Source organism: Breznakia pachnodae, from assembly GCF_030814225.1.
Taxonomy (GTDB): Bacteria; Bacillota_I; Bacilli_A; order Erysipelotrichales; family Erysipelotrichaceae; genus Breznakia; species Breznakia pachnodae.
Genome location: NZ_JAUSUR010000003.1, coordinates 99339 through 115297, shown reverse-complemented (window position 1 = coordinate 115297; position 15959 = coordinate 99339). Strand labels below are relative to the sequence as shown.

The window sequence follows — 15959 nt, the reverse complement described above, 5'->3', positions numbered from 1 at the left end:
ATTGTTCTCTTTTAATTTCTAAAGAAATAGCAATCCACTTTTAAATGAAGTGAATTGCTATTTTTGTTTCTGTTATTTTCTTTTCTAGTGTAGAGGTTGCAATCACCTCATGATCTTTTGTGATAAAGATTACTTCTAAATGATGTTTCTTAATAAATGTCATACTTTGTTTGATACCAAGAATCAGAAAGATAGTTGCATAAATATCTGCATCCATTACTGTATTCGCAATCACACTGACACTCATAAGATTGTTACTTACTGGTGCTACTTTTCTTGTATCCACAATATGATGTGCATCTATTCCTAGGTTTGGATTGTAACGTTCATAAATCCCCGAAGTAGAAATTGCTTTATTTGATAGTGATAATGAAAGCAATACTTCTTCTTTATCAAATGGATTTCTTATTCCAACAGTAAATAAATTATTATTTGTATCTATTAACCCAATATCTCCACCAAGATTAATAATTGCTTTCCATGCACCTAAACGTTTTGCTTCATCCATCAATCGATCTGCAATATATCCTTTCGCTATTCCTCCTAAATCCAGCTGCTGATGTAATCCAAGTCGTATATAATTAGGTGCTTTCGTTTCAATGCCATTCATATCAATAAGCTTCTTTATCTTCATTTTTTGGTAAAAACTCAAGTTATTTTGGTTTTCATACCATAAATTCAGCATAGGACGCATTAAAACGTTAAAACAAGGGCATTCTTCATAGGTGGCTACTGCTTTCCTTATCACTTCAAATACCTCATCAGAGACGTTTATATACTCTTTGGAAGTATTCCTATTAATTCTACCAATATCACTTTCTTCTTTATAATAAGAGAACATTGCTTCCAACTCATGTATCTTCTCTTCCAAACAATATACAATCGTTTTTGCATCTTCTCCCCAGATATGTAGTTCGTTCTCTGTACCCAGAGCAGAAATTACTAGCTTATAACTATCCATTTATAATTTCATCCAGATATGAAGTATTAAAGTGATTAATAACCCTACCGCAATCCATTTATGTAATTTTATATGAATCGATTTCTTTTTCTTAATAAAGAACATTGCATTTAAACACATTACTCCTAAGAGTGATAAAACACCAAAGGGAACATCCATTATACTTCTAATAGAAAATAAAGCATGTAATAGTGCAAATAGAAGCATTAGCCATCCAAATGCAAAATGATACTCTCTACATAACCTTATTATTTTATTATTACTCTTTATTGATACCAGAAACAATGGAATACAACACAATAGACTCAACCATCCCAACAAAGCAGGAAATTTCATCTAACTGCCACTCAGTGCATTTTCCACTGCTTTTTGAATCACCTTGCTGGAATTCGTTGCACCAGAAATTGTGTCCACATCAATTCGTTGCTCATCTACCATATCCTGAAGAATACTTTTCGCTTTTTCTCCACGATCATGATGATATTCAATAAATTCAATAACTTTAATTTGATTATCCTTTACTTCAACCTGAACTTTGGCACTAATAAAATCTACATCGTATTCACCAACATAAACTCCATCTTCAATTTCATTAAGATTCACTTCTTTGATTTTTATATCAGCAACTTCACTTTTATAATCGTTATATCGTTTTAGATAAGATAGTCCAAAACCAACTCCAATCACTAAAACAATTGATGTAATTATTATCATAACTTTTACTTTCTTTCTCATTACTTGTCTTCCTCAACTTTCAAAAAATCAAAATCCTTTTCTTGAATTCGTTGAAACAACCCTTGAATTCTTTGATATAAATCTTCCTGATTTATTTTATATAATTCATGGGTTTCAAATAATGGCTGAATTGATTCAATAATCTTGATTACTTCCTGAAGCATATCAATTTTCTGCTTCATTGTTTTTAGTTGGCGATCAAATACTTCACGTCCCATTTCATTACATTCATCCCCTTCTTCCTTATAATATAAAGAAGTGAGTACTTTTATATCATCCAAGGGAAAACCGGCATACTTTAATACAACAAGGTTTTGAATAATTAACAAATCTAATTCATCATATACACGATAACCATTTTCTAATCTTTTTGATGGAAGAATTTCCATCTTGTCATAATATCTTAATGTTGCAGGAGCTAATCCTGTCAGCTTTGAAATTTCTTTAATTGTCCACATATTTGTACCTCTCGCAACTATACTAACATTAAACCAAACTTTAATGTCAACACCTGACAAAATAAAAAGTGTGGAAATCCACACCTTGTTTTAACTGTAATGAGATAAATAATCTTCCAATTGATGATAAATACGATTTAAATAAACTATTTCATTTCGCTCATCAACTTCATAGATTATTACATGATTTTTTAAAGTATACCTTCTAATTTCTGAACCATCTTCTAATATATTCATTATTAATTTCAAATTAGGAAAAGCACTAAGTGTTTTCACACATTCTTTAATTTCATAATAAAGTTGTTCAAATAACCTATCATTCTTAAAATTATCAATGTAATAATCAGTTATTTTATCTGCATCTTTCCAAAATGAATAAGTAATTATTACATCATAGTTTTTTATCTAATCTTCTCCAAAACTCTTCTTCACTCATAACCCTACCTTGTTTTATATCTTCATGACTTTCTAAAATCTCTTCCATCTGCCTTTTTTGCAAAATTTCTAATTTCTTTTTAGCGAAGTATTTTTTTTCAGCATTTGCTATATCAATGTCTTTTGTAAATTTATCCATAAAACACCTCTTTCTTTATTATACTATTCATTAATGCATGCATCAAACTCAGAATCATTTTTTCTACTTGAATCAGTTTAAACAGTTAACTTTTTACATAAGCAGGGTTAATAATATATTAACAAGTTTTATCTTTCTTCCTAATATACCATTAATATTTTTATTATTTTAAATCCCTTAACAATATAAAAACAAACATCTTCATTTAAATGAAGATGTTTGTCCGCAAGCAGGTTCACTTAGAATTCTCTACTGCTAACTTGTTATTATTTTATATCACTAAAATATGACTGTCAATAATAAACTTAATTTACCTTAATTAAATAATTCTATGATGAATATTATTAAGAAAAAAGAAGCTTTCGCTCCTTAGTTCAAATCCATTAATTTTGCAGACACACCATCAAGATTATTGAATGCATCTAACATTTTTTCAACTTCTTCCTTTTCGCCACATGCCTGCAAGATGATTAGACCATCATTTGAACAATATTTTTCATCTGTTTCATGAAGACCTAATCTCATTTTTATATTACATCCAAACTTAGTCAGTTCCTCCTGTAATAATACAGCATTATGCTGACGATAACTTAAACGCAATCCTATAATATAATAACAAGACATAATAAGACTCCTTTCTCTTATAGTTTTAGTATATAATGCAACCTAAAAAACAACAAGAATTAAAAATGAAAGATTTCTTTATCTATTAAACCAATTTACCAGTTTCAAACACCTTCTTCAATGTTTCCATATTATTAGTTATATTATCAGAATCAGTAATCCCTGCATTCACACCAATTATTTTCTCTTTTATCTTTGCTTTATCAAAACATTCAACCCAACCATCAATTGCATTCAATGATCTTTTAATCCATTCATTTTCTTCATCAGCTGCAGTAGCTAATACATATACATCGCGAAATTTATATTCAATTGGAAATAGCGGATTCGTCCGATCAAGTAAAGTTTTTAGTTGCCCTGATACTTCGTAAAAATAAATAGGTGTCGCAAAAGCAACTACATCTGATTCCTTTATTAAATCATTGATTTCTTTCATATCATCCCTTATTACACATCGATGTGTTTTTTGACAGGATAAACATCCTATACAATATTTAATCTCTTTATCTTGTAATTGAATCATCTTCACTTCATGCCCAGCTTCTTGTACACCTTTCATAAATTCGTTTGCCAGACTACTTGAATTACTATTATTACGTAAACTTGAAGACATTATTAAAACTTTTTTCATAATTTGCTCCCATCTAAATCTTTTGAAATTCTTCTACTCCTCTTTTTAATTTTTCTAGACCTTCTAACATTCGTTTCGTTGGACAAGCAATATTCATTCGAATAAATTGTTTTCCACAATCACCAAACATTGAACCTTCTGAAATTTTAAGGCCTATTTTCGACACTAGGAAATCACAAAATAAAGCTGTGGAGTTAGTAATTTGTTCACAATCAATCCAAAGTAGATATGTAGCATCCGACTTTACTAATTTTAAATTAGAAATGTTATTTAAAATATATTCTTCAGCAACTGCTTTATTTTTTTCAATGTATGATTTCAATTGTTTTAACCATTCTTCTCCACCTCTAAATGCTGCCAAAGTAGCATCTACAACAAAAGCATTTGGCTCAGCTACTTCATCTGTATTCAAACCACGATTCACTTTATTTCTAAGATTCTCATTTGGTACAACAATACAAGCAGACTGTAAACCAGCTAAATTAAAAGCTTTGCTTACTGATAAACAAGTGATACTGTTATCTCTACAATAATCATTAATAGATGCAAATGGTGTATAATTATTATTTTGTGTTATATCACAATGAATTTCATCACTTAAAACCACAACATTATACTTATGACATAAATCACCAATCTTTTCTAAAGTTTCTTTTTCCCACACTTTTCCAATTGGATTATGAGGATTGCATAAAATCATTAATGTAGTCTGCGAATCTGATAATTTACTTTCTAAATCATCAAAGTCTACTGTATACTTGTAATCTTTATAGACAAGATCAGAAGTTAAGACTTTTCTTCCATTATTAATAATGGAATTATAGAAAATATTATAGACAGGCGCTTGCACTAATACATTTTCACCAACAGTTGTTATTTTACGAACAATCGATGAAATTGCAGGAACTACACCCGTACTAAATATCATCCAATCACCATTCATTATAAAGTTATGGTGTTTTCTCCACCAGTTACAATATCCTTCATAATATGCCTTAGGAATATCATGATATCCAAGAACACCAAATTCTGCTTTATTTTTTATTGCTTCAATTATTACTGGAGCAGTTTTGAAATCCATATCTGCTATATCCATTGATAATGTCATATCATCTACATCCCATTTCATTGAGTTGGTATGATGACGATTGATTAATTTATCAAAGTCATAAATCATGCTGTTTCCTCCAATACAAATGTAGTTTTGCTTACATCTATTTTAGTATCGTCTAAAATTAATTCATCAATACCTTTTGCTTGTATTATCCCACCTGATGGATTTTTAACACTATCAATAACAGTGATAACTTCAGCATTCGCAGTAGTGTATTCAAAAAGTAGTTCTGAATTTAGTATCTTACAGTTTTCTAATACTAAATTTTCAATATAACAAAGCCCTTGTAAGCTTTCAATTGTACAATTCACAAATGTTACATTCTTAGAATTCCACCCTAAGTATTCACCTATAATTACTGAATTATATACCTTAACATTCTCACAATTCCAAAATGCATCTTTTGATAGTAACTTTGAATTGTGTACTTCAATATTACTTACACCATCAAATGCATAGTCACCTGATAATTGAAGATTATCAACATAAACATCTTTGCTGTTCATACCAAAATAATTACCTTTAGCATTTACTTTGTTTAGTTTTATATCTTTACAATTCCATAGTGTTTCATCAGCATTTGTAAGTAGTACATTATTTAAAACAATATCATTAGAACGTCGAAATGTTTTTGGTGCATCAATAATACTGTCATTAATCTCTATTTTGTTTGTATACCAAATACCTGATCTGGCGGTTTCAAGTAATGCTGTATTACTTACTTTTATTACATCACAATACCACAATGGATACTTCCATTTAAAGACACTGTCCTTCAATATAATATTAGTGCTTTCCTTAAGAGGAGATTCTCCCTCTTCAAAAGTTGTATCTACAATCTCTAAATCATTACTATTAAATAGTGCTCTTTCACCAGATAATAATTCCTGTCTGATTAATTTCATTACATCTCCTTTATTTATACTATTCTTCTAACAAACTAAATGTAGCTTCAATTGATTGATTCTTTTTTAATAAGGAAGTTAACTCATCAAGTTCTTTAATTCTCCCTAACTTAACATATCCTCCATATGAATTAGAAAAGGTCCTATAAAAGATTACTAAAGTATCTCTAGACCAACACATAATCTCTCCTTCATATATGGTAGAAGGACAATATGCAGTTGCAGATGAAAGCGAACAATCTAAATAATAATATTTCTCTTTATTGTTTAAGTCACTCATATGAATAGTAAATGGCATTTTTTCTATTAACTCATTTGCTGCAGGAACATCATTAAAGTCCGCTGTAAATATTTGGTCATTTATCTTTATACGAATCATATTTTCCCTCACTTTATAGATTAATCAATTTATGGTAAAATTACATATTCTTCTTAAAAAATGATTCAAACTTATCAAATGGAATTCGATCTGTTCGATCATATAAATCAATATGTTCTGCATCTTCAACTGTATAGATTTCTTTTGGATTATTTGCTTTTTCATATGCACTTTCACTAAAGAATTTTGAATGAGCACGATTACCAATTACAAATAATATTGGTCTTGGTGTAATTTCATCGATATGTGTTAATAAATCATAATTCATCATCGCCATGCTTGATGTTGTTGTAAATCCACCTCTAGCACTTGAATGGTGACCTCTTTTAACTGCATAGAATCGCATCCATTCTGCACCTGGCTCTGGAGTTCCAGCAGGAACTTCATCAAATGGTTCTTCAGGAAATCCTGGCAGATATTCTGGACATCCGTTTTGGGCATCTTCCCATCGTTTGAGTGATAATGCCTCTTTCATGTTCTGAATCTGTTCTGCATTTTGCCCTAATCTTGCTGCAACACTCATATCATACATGCTTGCGGTTGCAATTGCTTTTATTCTTGTATCCACTTGGGCAGCTGATAAAGCAAATCCTGCAGAACCACAGATTCCAATAACACCTATTCTTTCTCTATCTACATAAGGTATTTTAACTCCTAAATAATCTACAGCTGCACTAAAACTTTCGCTGAAAATATCCGGGCTTGAAACATTTCTTGGTTCACCACCTGATTCTCCCATAAATACTTGATCAAATGTTAATACTACAAATCCTCTTTGGGCCAATTCATTTGCATATACACTTGGGCCTTGTTCTTTTACTCCACCATAAGGTGCTCCTACAATAATTGCAGGATACTTTTTATTCTTATCGATATCTTTTATCATATATAAATCACCTGCTATTGCGATTCCATATCGATTATTGTAACGGACATGAATCCTTTCTACATTATTACTAAGTTCTTGAATATATCCTTTACTCATAACTATTTCCTCCTTCTTGACACCATGTAATTATATGTGCTAACATAATTGTAATACCTAAACCTAACTTTAGGTCAAGGGTTTATTTAAAAAAAGGATGTGAAGTAATGTATACAATTGGTGAAGTATCAAAAATGTTTAATTTACCAATCCCAACATTGAGATTCTATGATAAGGAAGGCTTACTAATTGATCTTGAAAGAAATGAAGCGGGTATCAGAAAATTCAATGATAAATCATTGGAAGCTTTAAAAGTTATTGACTGTCTTAAGAAATCAGGTTTGCAAATAAAAGAAATAAAGGAATTCATGCACTGGTGTACTCTAGGTGACCAAACGCTTGAGCAAAGGAAAGAGATGTTTTTAAGACAAAAAGAGACAATGGAAAATGAAATTCAAGAATTAGAAAAAGCGTTGGATATGATTAAATTCAAATGCTGGTATTATGAAACAGCAACTAAGGCAGGAAGTGAAGAAGTTGTAAAAACAATCTCTGCTAGCGAAATGCCGAATCATATTCAAAAATTATACGAAGATACACATAGTATAGTTAAACCAGAATAGTAATAAAAAGATGAGTAACTCTTTAGAAGGAGCTACTCATTTTTTTATTACTCATCAACAACATCAAAACCAAGTTGTTCAATATGATTATCAAACGCTTCCTGGTTTTCATTGAATGTCATATACAATTTATGTTTATATGGTGTTTTACCCTCATACCATGTACCCATAACTTGCGATTGTCCATATTTATCTAGACGTGGATGTGCTGTAAAACCTTTTGTCCCCCACTTAGCAGTAAAATGAATCTCTTTACCTGCAAAGCGATATACTGCTTCCTTATAAATACATGTACCATCATTACAATAAGGAAGTCTTACCCATTCCGCCTCCATAATGACTGTATCAGAAACAATTGGCTCTTCCCCTTCCAACCAATAATATGCAAATACTTTTTCTGTAGTTGTATCAATATGGATAATTGCTGTTTCTCTTCTTCCATCTTCTCTAATTCCATCAAATTCGTTATCTATATAACCTAATAACTCGTACTTATCATTACCATGCTGTTTGAATGATCGATCAATATGAGCTAGTCCTAGCACTGGTTTTCCTTCATATGTCCCAGTTAACAATGCAGTCTGATAAATTGGACAAACATTGTTCCAAATCGATGAATGATCAACAACTGCAAATGGAAAGTACTCAGCTTTTACATCAAAAAAATCTCCTTCTTTTAAAATTGCATAGGTATCTGTAAACTGATATTCAAAATATGGTTCTTCAGTACCTAGTGAATAATATTCATTAGGATAATCTGAAATCTTTTTATAATACGGATTTTTTGCATTATCTACTGATAAATTATCTATATGCCCTCCCTTTTGATATTCTAAAGGGGTATCACCCAGTTCAATAAATCCTACGAAACGAGTATCCCAAGTAAGACCATTGGTATGGCGAAAAAAGTAATATGGTTTTTCATCTGTATTCCCATTTGGAAACATTTCTCCATACGTACTTATAACAGTTATTACTGCATTATCATCTTCTTCATTAGAAAAAATATCTGGAGTTCCAGCAACTAGAAAATTTGTTTCATATTTTCTGAATTCAACGCTTGGCATTTTTCCTGTTTTATTTTTAAATTCAACTGATTTAATCATGTGTATATTACATCGTCCTCATCACTTATAAATGATGAGGACGATGTTTCTCCTTTCTTAAAGTTGTCTAATCTAAATCTTCACCGTTTGTAGCAATCACCTTTTTATACCAATAGAAACTATCTTTACGATAACGATCAAATGTACCATTTCCATAATCATCTGAATCTACATAGATAAATCCATAGCGTTTTGCCATCTCTCCGGTTCCAGCACTAATCAAATCAATGCATCCCCACATTGTATATCCAAATAAATCAACACCATCTGCAAGCGCTTCTTCCATGCTAATAATATGTTTACGTAAATATTCGATACGGTATGGATCATGAATCGTTTTATCTTCCTCTAGTTTGTCAAAAGCACCTAATCCATTTTCTACTACAATTAAAGGAATGTTATATCTTCCATATAACATATTCAGTGTGTATCTTAATCCATCTGGATCAATTGCCCATCCCCAATCATTTGCTTTCAAATATGGATTTTTTACTCCACCTAGCATACTGCCTGATTTTTCTACATCATCTCTATTAGTTACTGTAAGTGTTTGATAATAAGAGAATGAAAAGAAATCTACTGTACCTTTCTTCAATACATCTGCATCCTCTTCTCCCCATTCAATCGTAACATTGTTTTCTGCCCATATTTTTTGTGCAAAGTATGGATATTCCCCACGAACCTGAACATCTCCACAATAATATACATTTTCATCCCAATTTTGTTGGCACAAAAGTACATCTTTTGGATCACAGGCATATGGATACGCCGGATTCATTGCTATCATATTACCAATCATAAAGTCTGAATTAATCTCATGACCAATAATAGCCGCCCATGCACCAGCCACAAGTTGATTATGTAACCCCTGATATCTTATTTGTGGATTATCCACTTGTTCTGTATAGTAACGAGAACCTTCATTTCGTACTCCTAATACCAGATAGTTTCCTAATGGTAAGTTTGCTACATTTATTTCATTAAAAGTCAGCCAATATTTTACCTTGTTCTTATATCGTTTAAATACAGCCGTAGCATAGCGTTTAAACATTTCGATTAATTTCCTATCAGCCCATCCATTATATTTATTTGTTAAATGTAATGGAGCTTCATAGTGAGATAGCGTAACTAATGGTTCAATACCATGTTTAATACACTCATCAAATACTCTGTCATAAAATTTTAAACCTTCTTCATTTGGTGTTTCTTCTTCACCAGTAGGGAATATTCTAGTCCAAGCAATGGATAATCGATATACTTTAAACCCCATCTCTGCCATCAGTGCAATATCTTCTTTATAATGATGATAAAAATCACTACCTACACGGTTGGGATAATATAAATCATCCTCCGTTTCTTTAGACATGATTCGAGGTTGTGTATAACTACCGTTGGAAAATACATCATCAATACTTAACCCTTTCCCCCCAACATCATATGCTCCTTCAATCTGATTGGCGGCTGTTGCACCACCCCATAAAAAATTCTCTGGAAATCTACTCATATTTATTTTATATAACTTGTTTTAATTATACCGTAAGTTATATATCTCCTTTCTTTCTACCTCTATTCCGTTTGCATTACTGCTTCACCGTCTGATAAAGCTTCTTGTTCTTGTTCCATTAATTTTTTGTCATATAAGCGAACAAATGGTAACCAGATAAGTCCATCAACTACTAACATGAAAATTTGACATATGACAGCTGCAACTGGAGTTGTACTTGCTAAAAATGCATTTAGTATTGGTGGTGTTGTCCATGGAAGTACCACTCCTGAAAAATAACCTACTAATCCGAAGTCAATCGCAAAGTACCAAATACATACATTCACAAATGTACTTAACACCATTGGTAAGAACATATACACATTAAACATACATGGGAACCCAAATAAAATTGGTTCTCCAATACCAAATATTGCTGGTACAATTCCTACTTTAGATACCTGTTTAATTTGCTTAGATTTACTCATAAATAATCCAATTAGACATGGAAGCAATAACGCTGCCTGACCTCCTGGATCACAAATCATCATAAACTGAAAATCAATTATATGGGGAATTGTTTCTCCAGCAGCAATTGCAGCTTGATTAGCAGCAGATGCAGCAAGTGTTAGCGGCGTAATTACTCCCATTATTGTATTCGCATGTAAACCTGGCCAAAGAATTGCAGAAGCTAAGGTAATAATTAGCGCAAACCCTCCAAATGATAGTCCGATACTAAGCAATGGAGTTTGAATCACTGTATATATAAACCCTTGGAAACTTCCAAATTCTGTAGATACAAAAGCAGTATTAATAATTCCCGCAAGAATACAAACTATAAACCCTGGAATTAATAATTTGAATCCTTCTTCAACAAACTTTGGTACACTTGAAGGCATACGAATTACAATCCCTTTGTTTATTAAAAATTGAACTGCTCTAGGCACAGCGATCCCAACAAGCATTGCTGATATTAATGCCTGCATACCAACTGTATTTTTTAGAATGCTTCCATCTTCAGCTACTGGAGCTAAAATAAACATTACAGCAATAGCAAAAGGGATACATGTAAGATTTTCTTTAAGACCAATCCTACGTCCATACATATACGTTAAAAGAATTAATATGAACAACCCAAACGTATCCGATGTAAATGCCGAAATCTTACTACATACATCTACAAATCCTGGAATTGATTGTACAATTGATTGCCATGGTCCAATATCCAAGTATAAAAACAATGTACAAAATGATCCAATAATCAAAATTGGCATTCCTGCCTGCATTGCTTCCGCAATAGCTGACATCGCTTTAATCTTTTGTAGTTTTTCTCCAACAGGAGTTAATAATTTTTCTAAACGATCTAACAATTTATTCACTTTACATTTCCTCCTTCAAATTCCTTAATTTTTTCCACAACACAATGAAACACCTTTTTACCATCCATCATCCCATAATCTAATGTATCAATGACCATAAAAGGTACATTTTTTTCAGCATATGATTCCTCAAACTCTTTTAATTGGAACCTCATCTGAGGTCCGAGAAGAATAATATCTGCCCCATTAATAACTCTTCCGATTTCGGTCACTCCGTAAGCATTAATTGTTACATCAACGTTTTCAGCTAACGCAGCTTCTTCTATTCTTTTTGCCAACATTCCTGTACTTGCGCCAAATTGACAGAGTAACACAATATTCAACATTTCTATTCACCAACTTTCTCTTTTTTTACTTCAATAAATAATTCTGCCGTTAAAATCATCATTTCAGCTACAGATAAGTGATTTGATGCATGTACCATAAGGAAATTTACATCATGTTCTTCCCCAGCACACTCCGCTAATAACTTTGTATGCGTTTTATGAGACTCCAATGCACTATCCTTAGCTTTTTGCATATATTCATCACATTCATCAAACTTACCTTCTCTTGCAAATTCTATTGCTTGTCTTGAAGCACTTTGACTGTCCCCAGCAAATGCGATGATTGAGACAACTGTTTGAATTAAGTCCATATAATTATCTTTCTACCTATCCTTTCTGTAGTAATATCCAATGTGTTAGCTAACTACAATCTCATAGTACTTAATCTTTTACAGTTTGTCTTTACCATGATTTGCACAGTGGATGTGCAAGCAATGATTGTATTCTTATATAATTACCATTTTAAACAAATGACATAATATACAATGAAAAGTTTATAAAAAGTGTTATTATAATCACTAAAAATAATACGAATTATCTATCTATAAGCGACAGTCATACAAAATCAACTTATAATAGATTTATAGTATGTATTAATTCTTAACTTGCACACAGGATGTGCAAATCATGGTAGAGAAATTTTTAATAACGTTCAGTACTATTAAAGTGTAATTTAGATATTACAAAATTTTGAAAGTTCTTTTTAATTTGAATGAATTATGGCGAAATCCAATTAACAAAAACGGAGGAAAAATCATGGATGTAAGATACGAGATTTTACAGTTTCTATACTCGAAAACTCTTCCTGTAACGAGCACTATATTACAGGATACTTTTAAAGTGAGTCGAAGAAGTATTATTAACTATATTAGTCAACTTAATAATGAGTCTCCTAATCTTATTCTTTCAACATCTCGAGGTTATGAAATTGCTAAGAGAGAAGATGCTGTCATATTAATTGAACAAGCTTCCAAACAGTTTTCACATTATGGATATGAAAAAAGAAAGAGAATCATTTTATCAAGATTATTATTGGATAAGGAATTATTAAGTGCACAAGATTTAGCAGATGAATTATATGTTTCGGAGTTAACCATTACAAAAGATTTAGCAAAATTACGCAATGAATTAAAACAGAGGAAGTTGTTTATTCGAACAAAAAACGAACAAATTTTTATTGTTGGAAAAGAAAAAGACAGACAAAAGTTCTTAATGGACCTGTTAAGTGAGGAGTGGCAAGTTTCACAATTTAATGTATCTTCAATTCAACATTTTTTCAAAATAGCAAATATTAATGAAATTAATACAATCATAAAAATAATATTAGAGGAAGAAAATTTTGATTTGGATGATTTCTCACTGTTGAATTATGTTCTACATCTTTCAATTCTGATTGAAACTAGTTTTAAGAATCCACAATCTGCAGAACATATTTTTGAGAAAAGTGATTATGAATTCTCTACACACTTCTATCGCTTTATTGTTACTACCTATGAAAGATTAAAAGAAGTATATCCTGATTGTAATTTTACTCAGGAGCAAATTGCTGAAGCATCTTTGTTGATGTCTACTAGAGTTATGCCTGCTGACAAGCAATGGGCTGACTTACAAAATTTAGAAAATTATGTTGGTAGTGAGGTCAATGATTTAATGTCTGTTATTATACGTTCCTTATATGATAATTTTGGAATAAATGTAAACAACGAGGATTTTATTGTTCGCTTTGCTTTTCACTTGAAGAATTTAATTCTTAGAGTTAGAGATAAAATTATGATTCCTTTGAACCCAATAACAGAAATTAAAGATGATTACCCTTTTCTATATATGATTGCAAATCATATATCATCACTGATTTCTACAGGAATAGACTGTAAGGTTCCAGATAATGAAACAATGTATCTAACGTTGCATCTAGGGGCACTCTTAGCAGATGAAAAAAATAGTATTGAGAACATTTCATGTGTTCTAGTTATGTATGATTATTTAAATCTTGGAAATCGAATTTTTGAACAAATTTCATCTCAAATCAATTACTTGCACCTTACTGATATTGTATCTTCATACGAGGATATTAAAAATATTGAGGAAGTTGATTTAATTCTTTCAACACTTAGTGTGAATCCATCAGTTGACGTTTCTCAAGTACAAATTAGTCAACTTTTAACAAAACAAGATATTCGTAATGTAGCAGAGAAAGTTGAGTTCATTCGCAACAAACGAGAGAAAGAAAAAATACGACAAATTTTCATACAATTATTTGAAAAAGATTTATTCTTTACAGATATTCCATTTTCAGAAAGCAATGAAATTATAAGTTTTCTATGTGAAAAACTTGTGGATATGAATTATGTGGACAAAGAATTTATAAATGATATTTTAGAACATGAGAAGATTACACCGACTGAGTATAATAATGTGGCAATTCCCCATCCTTTATTAAGTGATGGAAGTCATATTAAGTCTTCAGCAATTGCTGTGTATATTAATCGTAATCCTGTTACCTGGATCAACAATAAAGTAAATTTTGTATTTATGCTTGCGTTACTTCCAAAAGATATCCCTTTGTTTCCTGATGTATTTAATATTGTAGTTTCTGTTCTTAATGATAAGAAGACCTCAGAAAAGATATTAGATTGCATAAACTATGATGATTTTATTGAATTGATTTTATCAAATTATGAAATTATTAATATTATGTAATTTACTTGCATACTCATTATTTCAATTAAAAAGAACTGCGACCATTTGATTTAGGAGGTATATTATAATGAGCGCAATTAATTTGTTATTCCCTGTATTTTTTATGATTATTATAGGTATTATCTGCCGGATTAAAGGCTGGGTAACTCCTGAGCAAAAAGATGGTACCAAAAAAGTTGTATTCAATATCTTTTTTCCAATTCTTATATTCAATATTTTATTTTCATCAAGTATAAGTTCATCCACTATATATATTGTGATTTATGTGCTTATTGCATTTATCATTGCATATATAATTGGTTTAGTACTCAGAAAGTGGACAGGTGAAAGATTTGAAAAACTGTCACCTTTCATGATGATGACTTGTGAAGGTGGAAGTGTTGCACTACCACTTTACACTTCAATTGTTGGTTCAGCATATGCTGTTAATACAGTTACATTTGATATAGCTGGTGTTATAATCGGTTTTATAATTATTCCAATTATGGTCGCCAAAATGACTTCATCAGAAGTCGGTATAAAAGAACTAATAATTAAAATTTTTACAAATTCATTTGTTTTAGCTGTTTTATTTGGTATCTTGTTAAACATTCTAGGTATATATGAATCATTAAGGGCGTCTTCACTATTTGATACTTACTCGAATACCATTACAACAGCGACTGGTTCAATTTCAGGATTAATTTTATTTACAATTGGATATGATTTTAAGTTATCTACAATAACTATAAAACCTTTATTGAAGTTAACTTTACTTAGAATACTAACTAGTATAGCAATTATCTTGGGTTTCTTTGTTTTATTTCCAGAATTAATGACTAGTAAAATTTATGCTATTGGTGTAATTGTTTATTTTATGTGTCCTACTGGTTTTGCAACACCATTACAACTAATTCCTTTGTACAAAGATGATGTTGATGAAAGTTATCTCTCAACATTCTTATCCTTGTATATGGTTGTCACTTTGCTTGTGTTTGCTATAGTTACAATTGCTTATTCATAAAAAGTAATAAATGGATATCCCTTTTGAGATATC

Annotated in this window: 20 protein-coding genes; 3 read left to right on the top strand and 17 right to left on the bottom strand. The window is 31.0% G+C overall.

Annotated features, from left to right (window positions below; translation table 11 throughout):
- Positions 1-40 precede the first annotated feature (40 nt).
- The 12 genes from J2S15_RS08975 to J2S15_RS08925 form a co-directional block, all read right to left on the bottom strand.
- A complete protein-coding gene (locus tag J2S15_RS08975) occupies positions 41-961 on the bottom strand; it encodes an FAD:protein FMN transferase (RefSeq protein ID WP_307407496.1) in 921 nt (306 codons plus the stop codon).
- Positions 962-1297, bottom strand: a complete 336-nt coding sequence (locus tag J2S15_RS08970; RefSeq protein ID WP_307407494.1) for a hypothetical protein — start codon at positions 1295-1297, stop codon at positions 962-964. It lies immediately after the preceding gene.
- Positions 1298-1696, bottom strand: a complete 399-nt coding sequence (locus J2S15_RS08965) for an FMN-binding protein (RefSeq protein ID WP_307407493.1) — start codon at positions 1694-1696, stop codon at positions 1298-1300.
- Positions 1696-2154 carry a MerR family transcriptional regulator gene (locus J2S15_RS08960; protein ID WP_307407490.1) on the bottom strand — a complete coding sequence of 153 codons (459 nt, stop codon included), beginning with the start codon at positions 2152-2154 and terminating at the stop codon, positions 1696-1698. The genes J2S15_RS08965 and J2S15_RS08960 overlap by 1 nt, the downstream gene beginning before the upstream one ends.
- A gap of 90 nt (positions 2155-2244) precedes the next feature.
- Positions 2245-2538, bottom strand: coding sequence for a type II toxin-antitoxin system RelE/ParE family toxin (locus J2S15_RS20305; RefSeq protein ID WP_370872519.1), 294 nt, complete (start codon positions 2536-2538; stop codon positions 2245-2247).
- A gap of 7 nt (positions 2539-2545) precedes the next feature.
- Positions 2546-2728: a hypothetical protein gene (locus J2S15_RS08955; RefSeq protein ID WP_307407488.1), complete on the bottom strand. Its 183-nt coding sequence runs from the start codon at positions 2726-2728 to the stop codon at positions 2546-2548.
- A 369-nt stretch (positions 2729-3097) separates the two neighbouring features.
- Positions 3098-3352: a CPF_0552 family protein gene (locus tag J2S15_RS08950; protein WP_307407487.1), complete on the bottom strand. Its 255-nt coding sequence runs from the start codon at positions 3350-3352 to the stop codon at positions 3098-3100.
- Positions 3353-3437: 85 nt separating this feature from the next.
- Positions 3438-3983: a flavodoxin family protein gene (locus J2S15_RS08945; RefSeq protein WP_307407485.1), complete on the bottom strand. Its 546-nt coding sequence runs from the start codon at positions 3981-3983 to the stop codon at positions 3438-3440.
- Positions 3984-3996: 13 nt separating this feature from the next.
- Entirely contained in the window at positions 3997-5160 is a 1164-nt protein-coding gene (locus J2S15_RS08940) for a MalY/PatB family protein (protein WP_307407483.1), read from the bottom strand.
- Positions 5157-6002: a DUF3737 family protein gene (locus J2S15_RS08935; RefSeq protein ID WP_307407481.1), complete on the bottom strand. Its 846-nt coding sequence runs from the start codon at positions 6000-6002 to the stop codon at positions 5157-5159. Before J2S15_RS08935 ends, J2S15_RS08940 begins: the two co-directional genes overlap by 4 nt.
- Before the next feature lie 19 nt (positions 6003-6021).
- On the bottom strand, positions 6022-6381 hold the full coding sequence (locus J2S15_RS08930; protein WP_307407478.1) for a cyclophilin-like fold protein: 360 nt from the start codon (positions 6379-6381) through the stop codon (positions 6022-6024).
- A gap of 40 nt (positions 6382-6421) precedes the next feature.
- On the bottom strand, positions 6422-7366 hold the full coding sequence (locus J2S15_RS08925; protein ID WP_307407476.1) for an alpha/beta hydrolase: 945 nt from the start codon (positions 7364-7366) through the stop codon (positions 6422-6424).
- 107 nt (positions 7367-7473) lie between these two features.
- On the opposite strand from J2S15_RS08925, the gene J2S15_RS08920 reads away from it, so the two are divergent.
- Positions 7474-7929 carry a MerR family transcriptional regulator gene (locus J2S15_RS08920; RefSeq protein ID WP_307407473.1) on the top strand — a complete coding sequence of 152 codons (456 nt, stop codon included), beginning with the start codon at positions 7474-7476 and terminating at the stop codon, positions 7927-7929.
- A gap of 47 nt (positions 7930-7976) precedes the next feature.
- Here the strand turns inward: J2S15_RS08920 and J2S15_RS08915 are convergent, their stop codons facing one another.
- The 5 genes from J2S15_RS08915 to J2S15_RS08895 all read right to left on the bottom strand — a co-directional run bounded on the left by J2S15_RS08915 (position 7977) and on the right by J2S15_RS08895 (position 12534).
- The gene (locus J2S15_RS08915) at positions 7977-9035 is read right to left on the bottom strand and encodes a hypothetical protein (RefSeq protein ID WP_307407470.1); all 1059 of its coding nucleotides are present in this window, start codon (positions 9033-9035) and stop codon (positions 7977-7979) included.
- Between the two features lie 67 nt (positions 9036-9102).
- The gene (locus tag J2S15_RS08910; protein WP_307407468.1) at positions 9103-10539 is read right to left on the bottom strand and encodes a glycoside hydrolase family 1 protein; all 1437 of its coding nucleotides are present in this window, start codon (positions 10537-10539) and stop codon (positions 9103-9105) included.
- 62 nt (positions 10540-10601) lie between these two features.
- Positions 10602-11897, bottom strand: coding sequence for a PTS sugar transporter subunit IIC (locus J2S15_RS08905; protein ID WP_307407465.1), 1296 nt, complete (start codon positions 11895-11897; stop codon positions 10602-10604).
- The gene (locus J2S15_RS08900) at positions 11894-12223 is read right to left on the bottom strand and encodes a PTS sugar transporter subunit IIB (RefSeq protein WP_307407463.1); all 330 of its coding nucleotides are present in this window, start codon (positions 12221-12223) and stop codon (positions 11894-11896) included. The genes J2S15_RS08905 and J2S15_RS08900 overlap by 4 nt, the downstream gene beginning before the upstream one ends.
- A gap of 2 nt (positions 12224-12225) precedes the next feature.
- Positions 12226-12534 carry a PTS lactose/cellobiose transporter subunit IIA gene (locus J2S15_RS08895; RefSeq protein ID WP_307407461.1) on the bottom strand — a complete coding sequence of 103 codons (309 nt, stop codon included), beginning with the start codon at positions 12532-12534 and terminating at the stop codon, positions 12226-12228.
- A 445-nt stretch (positions 12535-12979) separates the two neighbouring features.
- Between J2S15_RS08895 and J2S15_RS08890 the strand changes: the two genes are divergently transcribed.
- Both J2S15_RS08890 and J2S15_RS08885 read left to right on the top strand, forming a co-directional pair.
- Complete coding sequence (locus J2S15_RS08890; protein ID WP_307407459.1) at positions 12980-14923, top strand: BglG family transcription antiterminator; 1944 nt, start codon at positions 12980-12982, stop codon at positions 14921-14923.
- 67 nt (positions 14924-14990) lie between these two features.
- Complete coding sequence (locus J2S15_RS08885) at positions 14991-15926, top strand: AEC family transporter (protein ID WP_307407457.1); 936 nt, start codon at positions 14991-14993, stop codon at positions 15924-15926.
- Positions 15927-15959 lie beyond the last annotated feature (33 nt).

What these genes read in the sequence shown, in the direction of transcription:
- J2S15_RS08885 (WP_307407457.1), top strand. Translation starts at nt 14,991, where the DNA reads ATGAGCGCAATTAATTTGTTATTCCCTGTATTTTTTATGATTATTATA.
- J2S15_RS08910 (WP_307407468.1), bottom strand. Translation starts at nt 10,539, where the DNA reads ATGAGTAGATTTCCAGAGAATTTTTTATGGGGTGGTGCAACAGCCGCC.
- J2S15_RS08975 (WP_307407496.1), bottom strand. Translation starts at nt 961, where the DNA reads ATGGATAGTTATAAGCTAGTAATTTCTGCTCTGGGTACAGAGAACGAA.
- J2S15_RS08920 (WP_307407473.1), top strand. Translation starts at nt 7,474, where the DNA reads ATGTATACAATTGGTGAAGTATCAAAAATGTTTAATTTACCAATCCCA.
- J2S15_RS08930 (WP_307407478.1), bottom strand. Translation starts at nt 6,381, where the DNA reads ATGATTCGTATAAAGATAAATGACCAAATATTTACAGCGGACTTTAAT.
- J2S15_RS08895 (WP_307407461.1), bottom strand. Translation starts at nt 12,534, where the DNA reads ATGGACTTAATTCAAACAGTTGTCTCAATCATCGCATTTGCTGGGGAC.
- J2S15_RS08890 (WP_307407459.1), top strand. Translation starts at nt 12,980, where the DNA reads ATGGATGTAAGATACGAGATTTTACAGTTTCTATACTCGAAAACTCTT.
- J2S15_RS08970 (WP_307407494.1), bottom strand. Translation starts at nt 1,297, where the DNA reads ATGAAATTTCCTGCTTTGTTGGGATGGTTGAGTCTATTGTGTTGTATT.
- J2S15_RS08955 (WP_307407488.1), bottom strand. Translation starts at nt 2,728, where the DNA reads ATGGATAAATTTACAAAAGACATTGATATAGCAAATGCTGAAAAAAAA.
- J2S15_RS08900 (WP_307407463.1), bottom strand. Translation starts at nt 12,223, where the DNA reads ATGTTGAATATTGTGTTACTCTGTCAATTTGGCGCAAGTACAGGAATG.
- J2S15_RS08950 (WP_307407487.1), bottom strand. Translation starts at nt 3,352, where the DNA reads ATGTCTTGTTATTATATTATAGGATTGCGTTTAAGTTATCGTCAGCAT.
- J2S15_RS08960 (WP_307407490.1), bottom strand. Translation starts at nt 2,154, where the DNA reads ATGTGGACAATTAAAGAAATTTCAAAGCTGACAGGATTAGCTCCTGCA.
- J2S15_RS08925 (WP_307407476.1), bottom strand. Translation starts at nt 7,366, where the DNA reads ATGAGTAAAGGATATATTCAAGAACTTAGTAATAATGTAGAAAGGATT.
- J2S15_RS08940 (WP_307407483.1), bottom strand. Translation starts at nt 5,160, where the DNA reads ATGATTTATGACTTTGATAAATTAATCAATCGTCATCATACCAACTCA.
- J2S15_RS08935 (WP_307407481.1), bottom strand. Translation starts at nt 6,002, where the DNA reads ATGAAATTAATCAGACAGGAATTATTATCTGGTGAAAGAGCACTATTT.
- J2S15_RS08965 (WP_307407493.1), bottom strand. Translation starts at nt 1,696, where the DNA reads ATGAGAAAGAAAGTAAAAGTTATGATAATAATTACATCAATTGTTTTA.
- J2S15_RS08915 (WP_307407470.1), bottom strand. Translation starts at nt 9,035, where the DNA reads ATGATTAAATCAGTTGAATTTAAAAATAAAACAGGAAAAATGCCAAGC.
- J2S15_RS08945 (WP_307407485.1), bottom strand. Translation starts at nt 3,983, where the DNA reads ATGAAAAAAGTTTTAATAATGTCTTCAAGTTTACGTAATAATAGTAAT.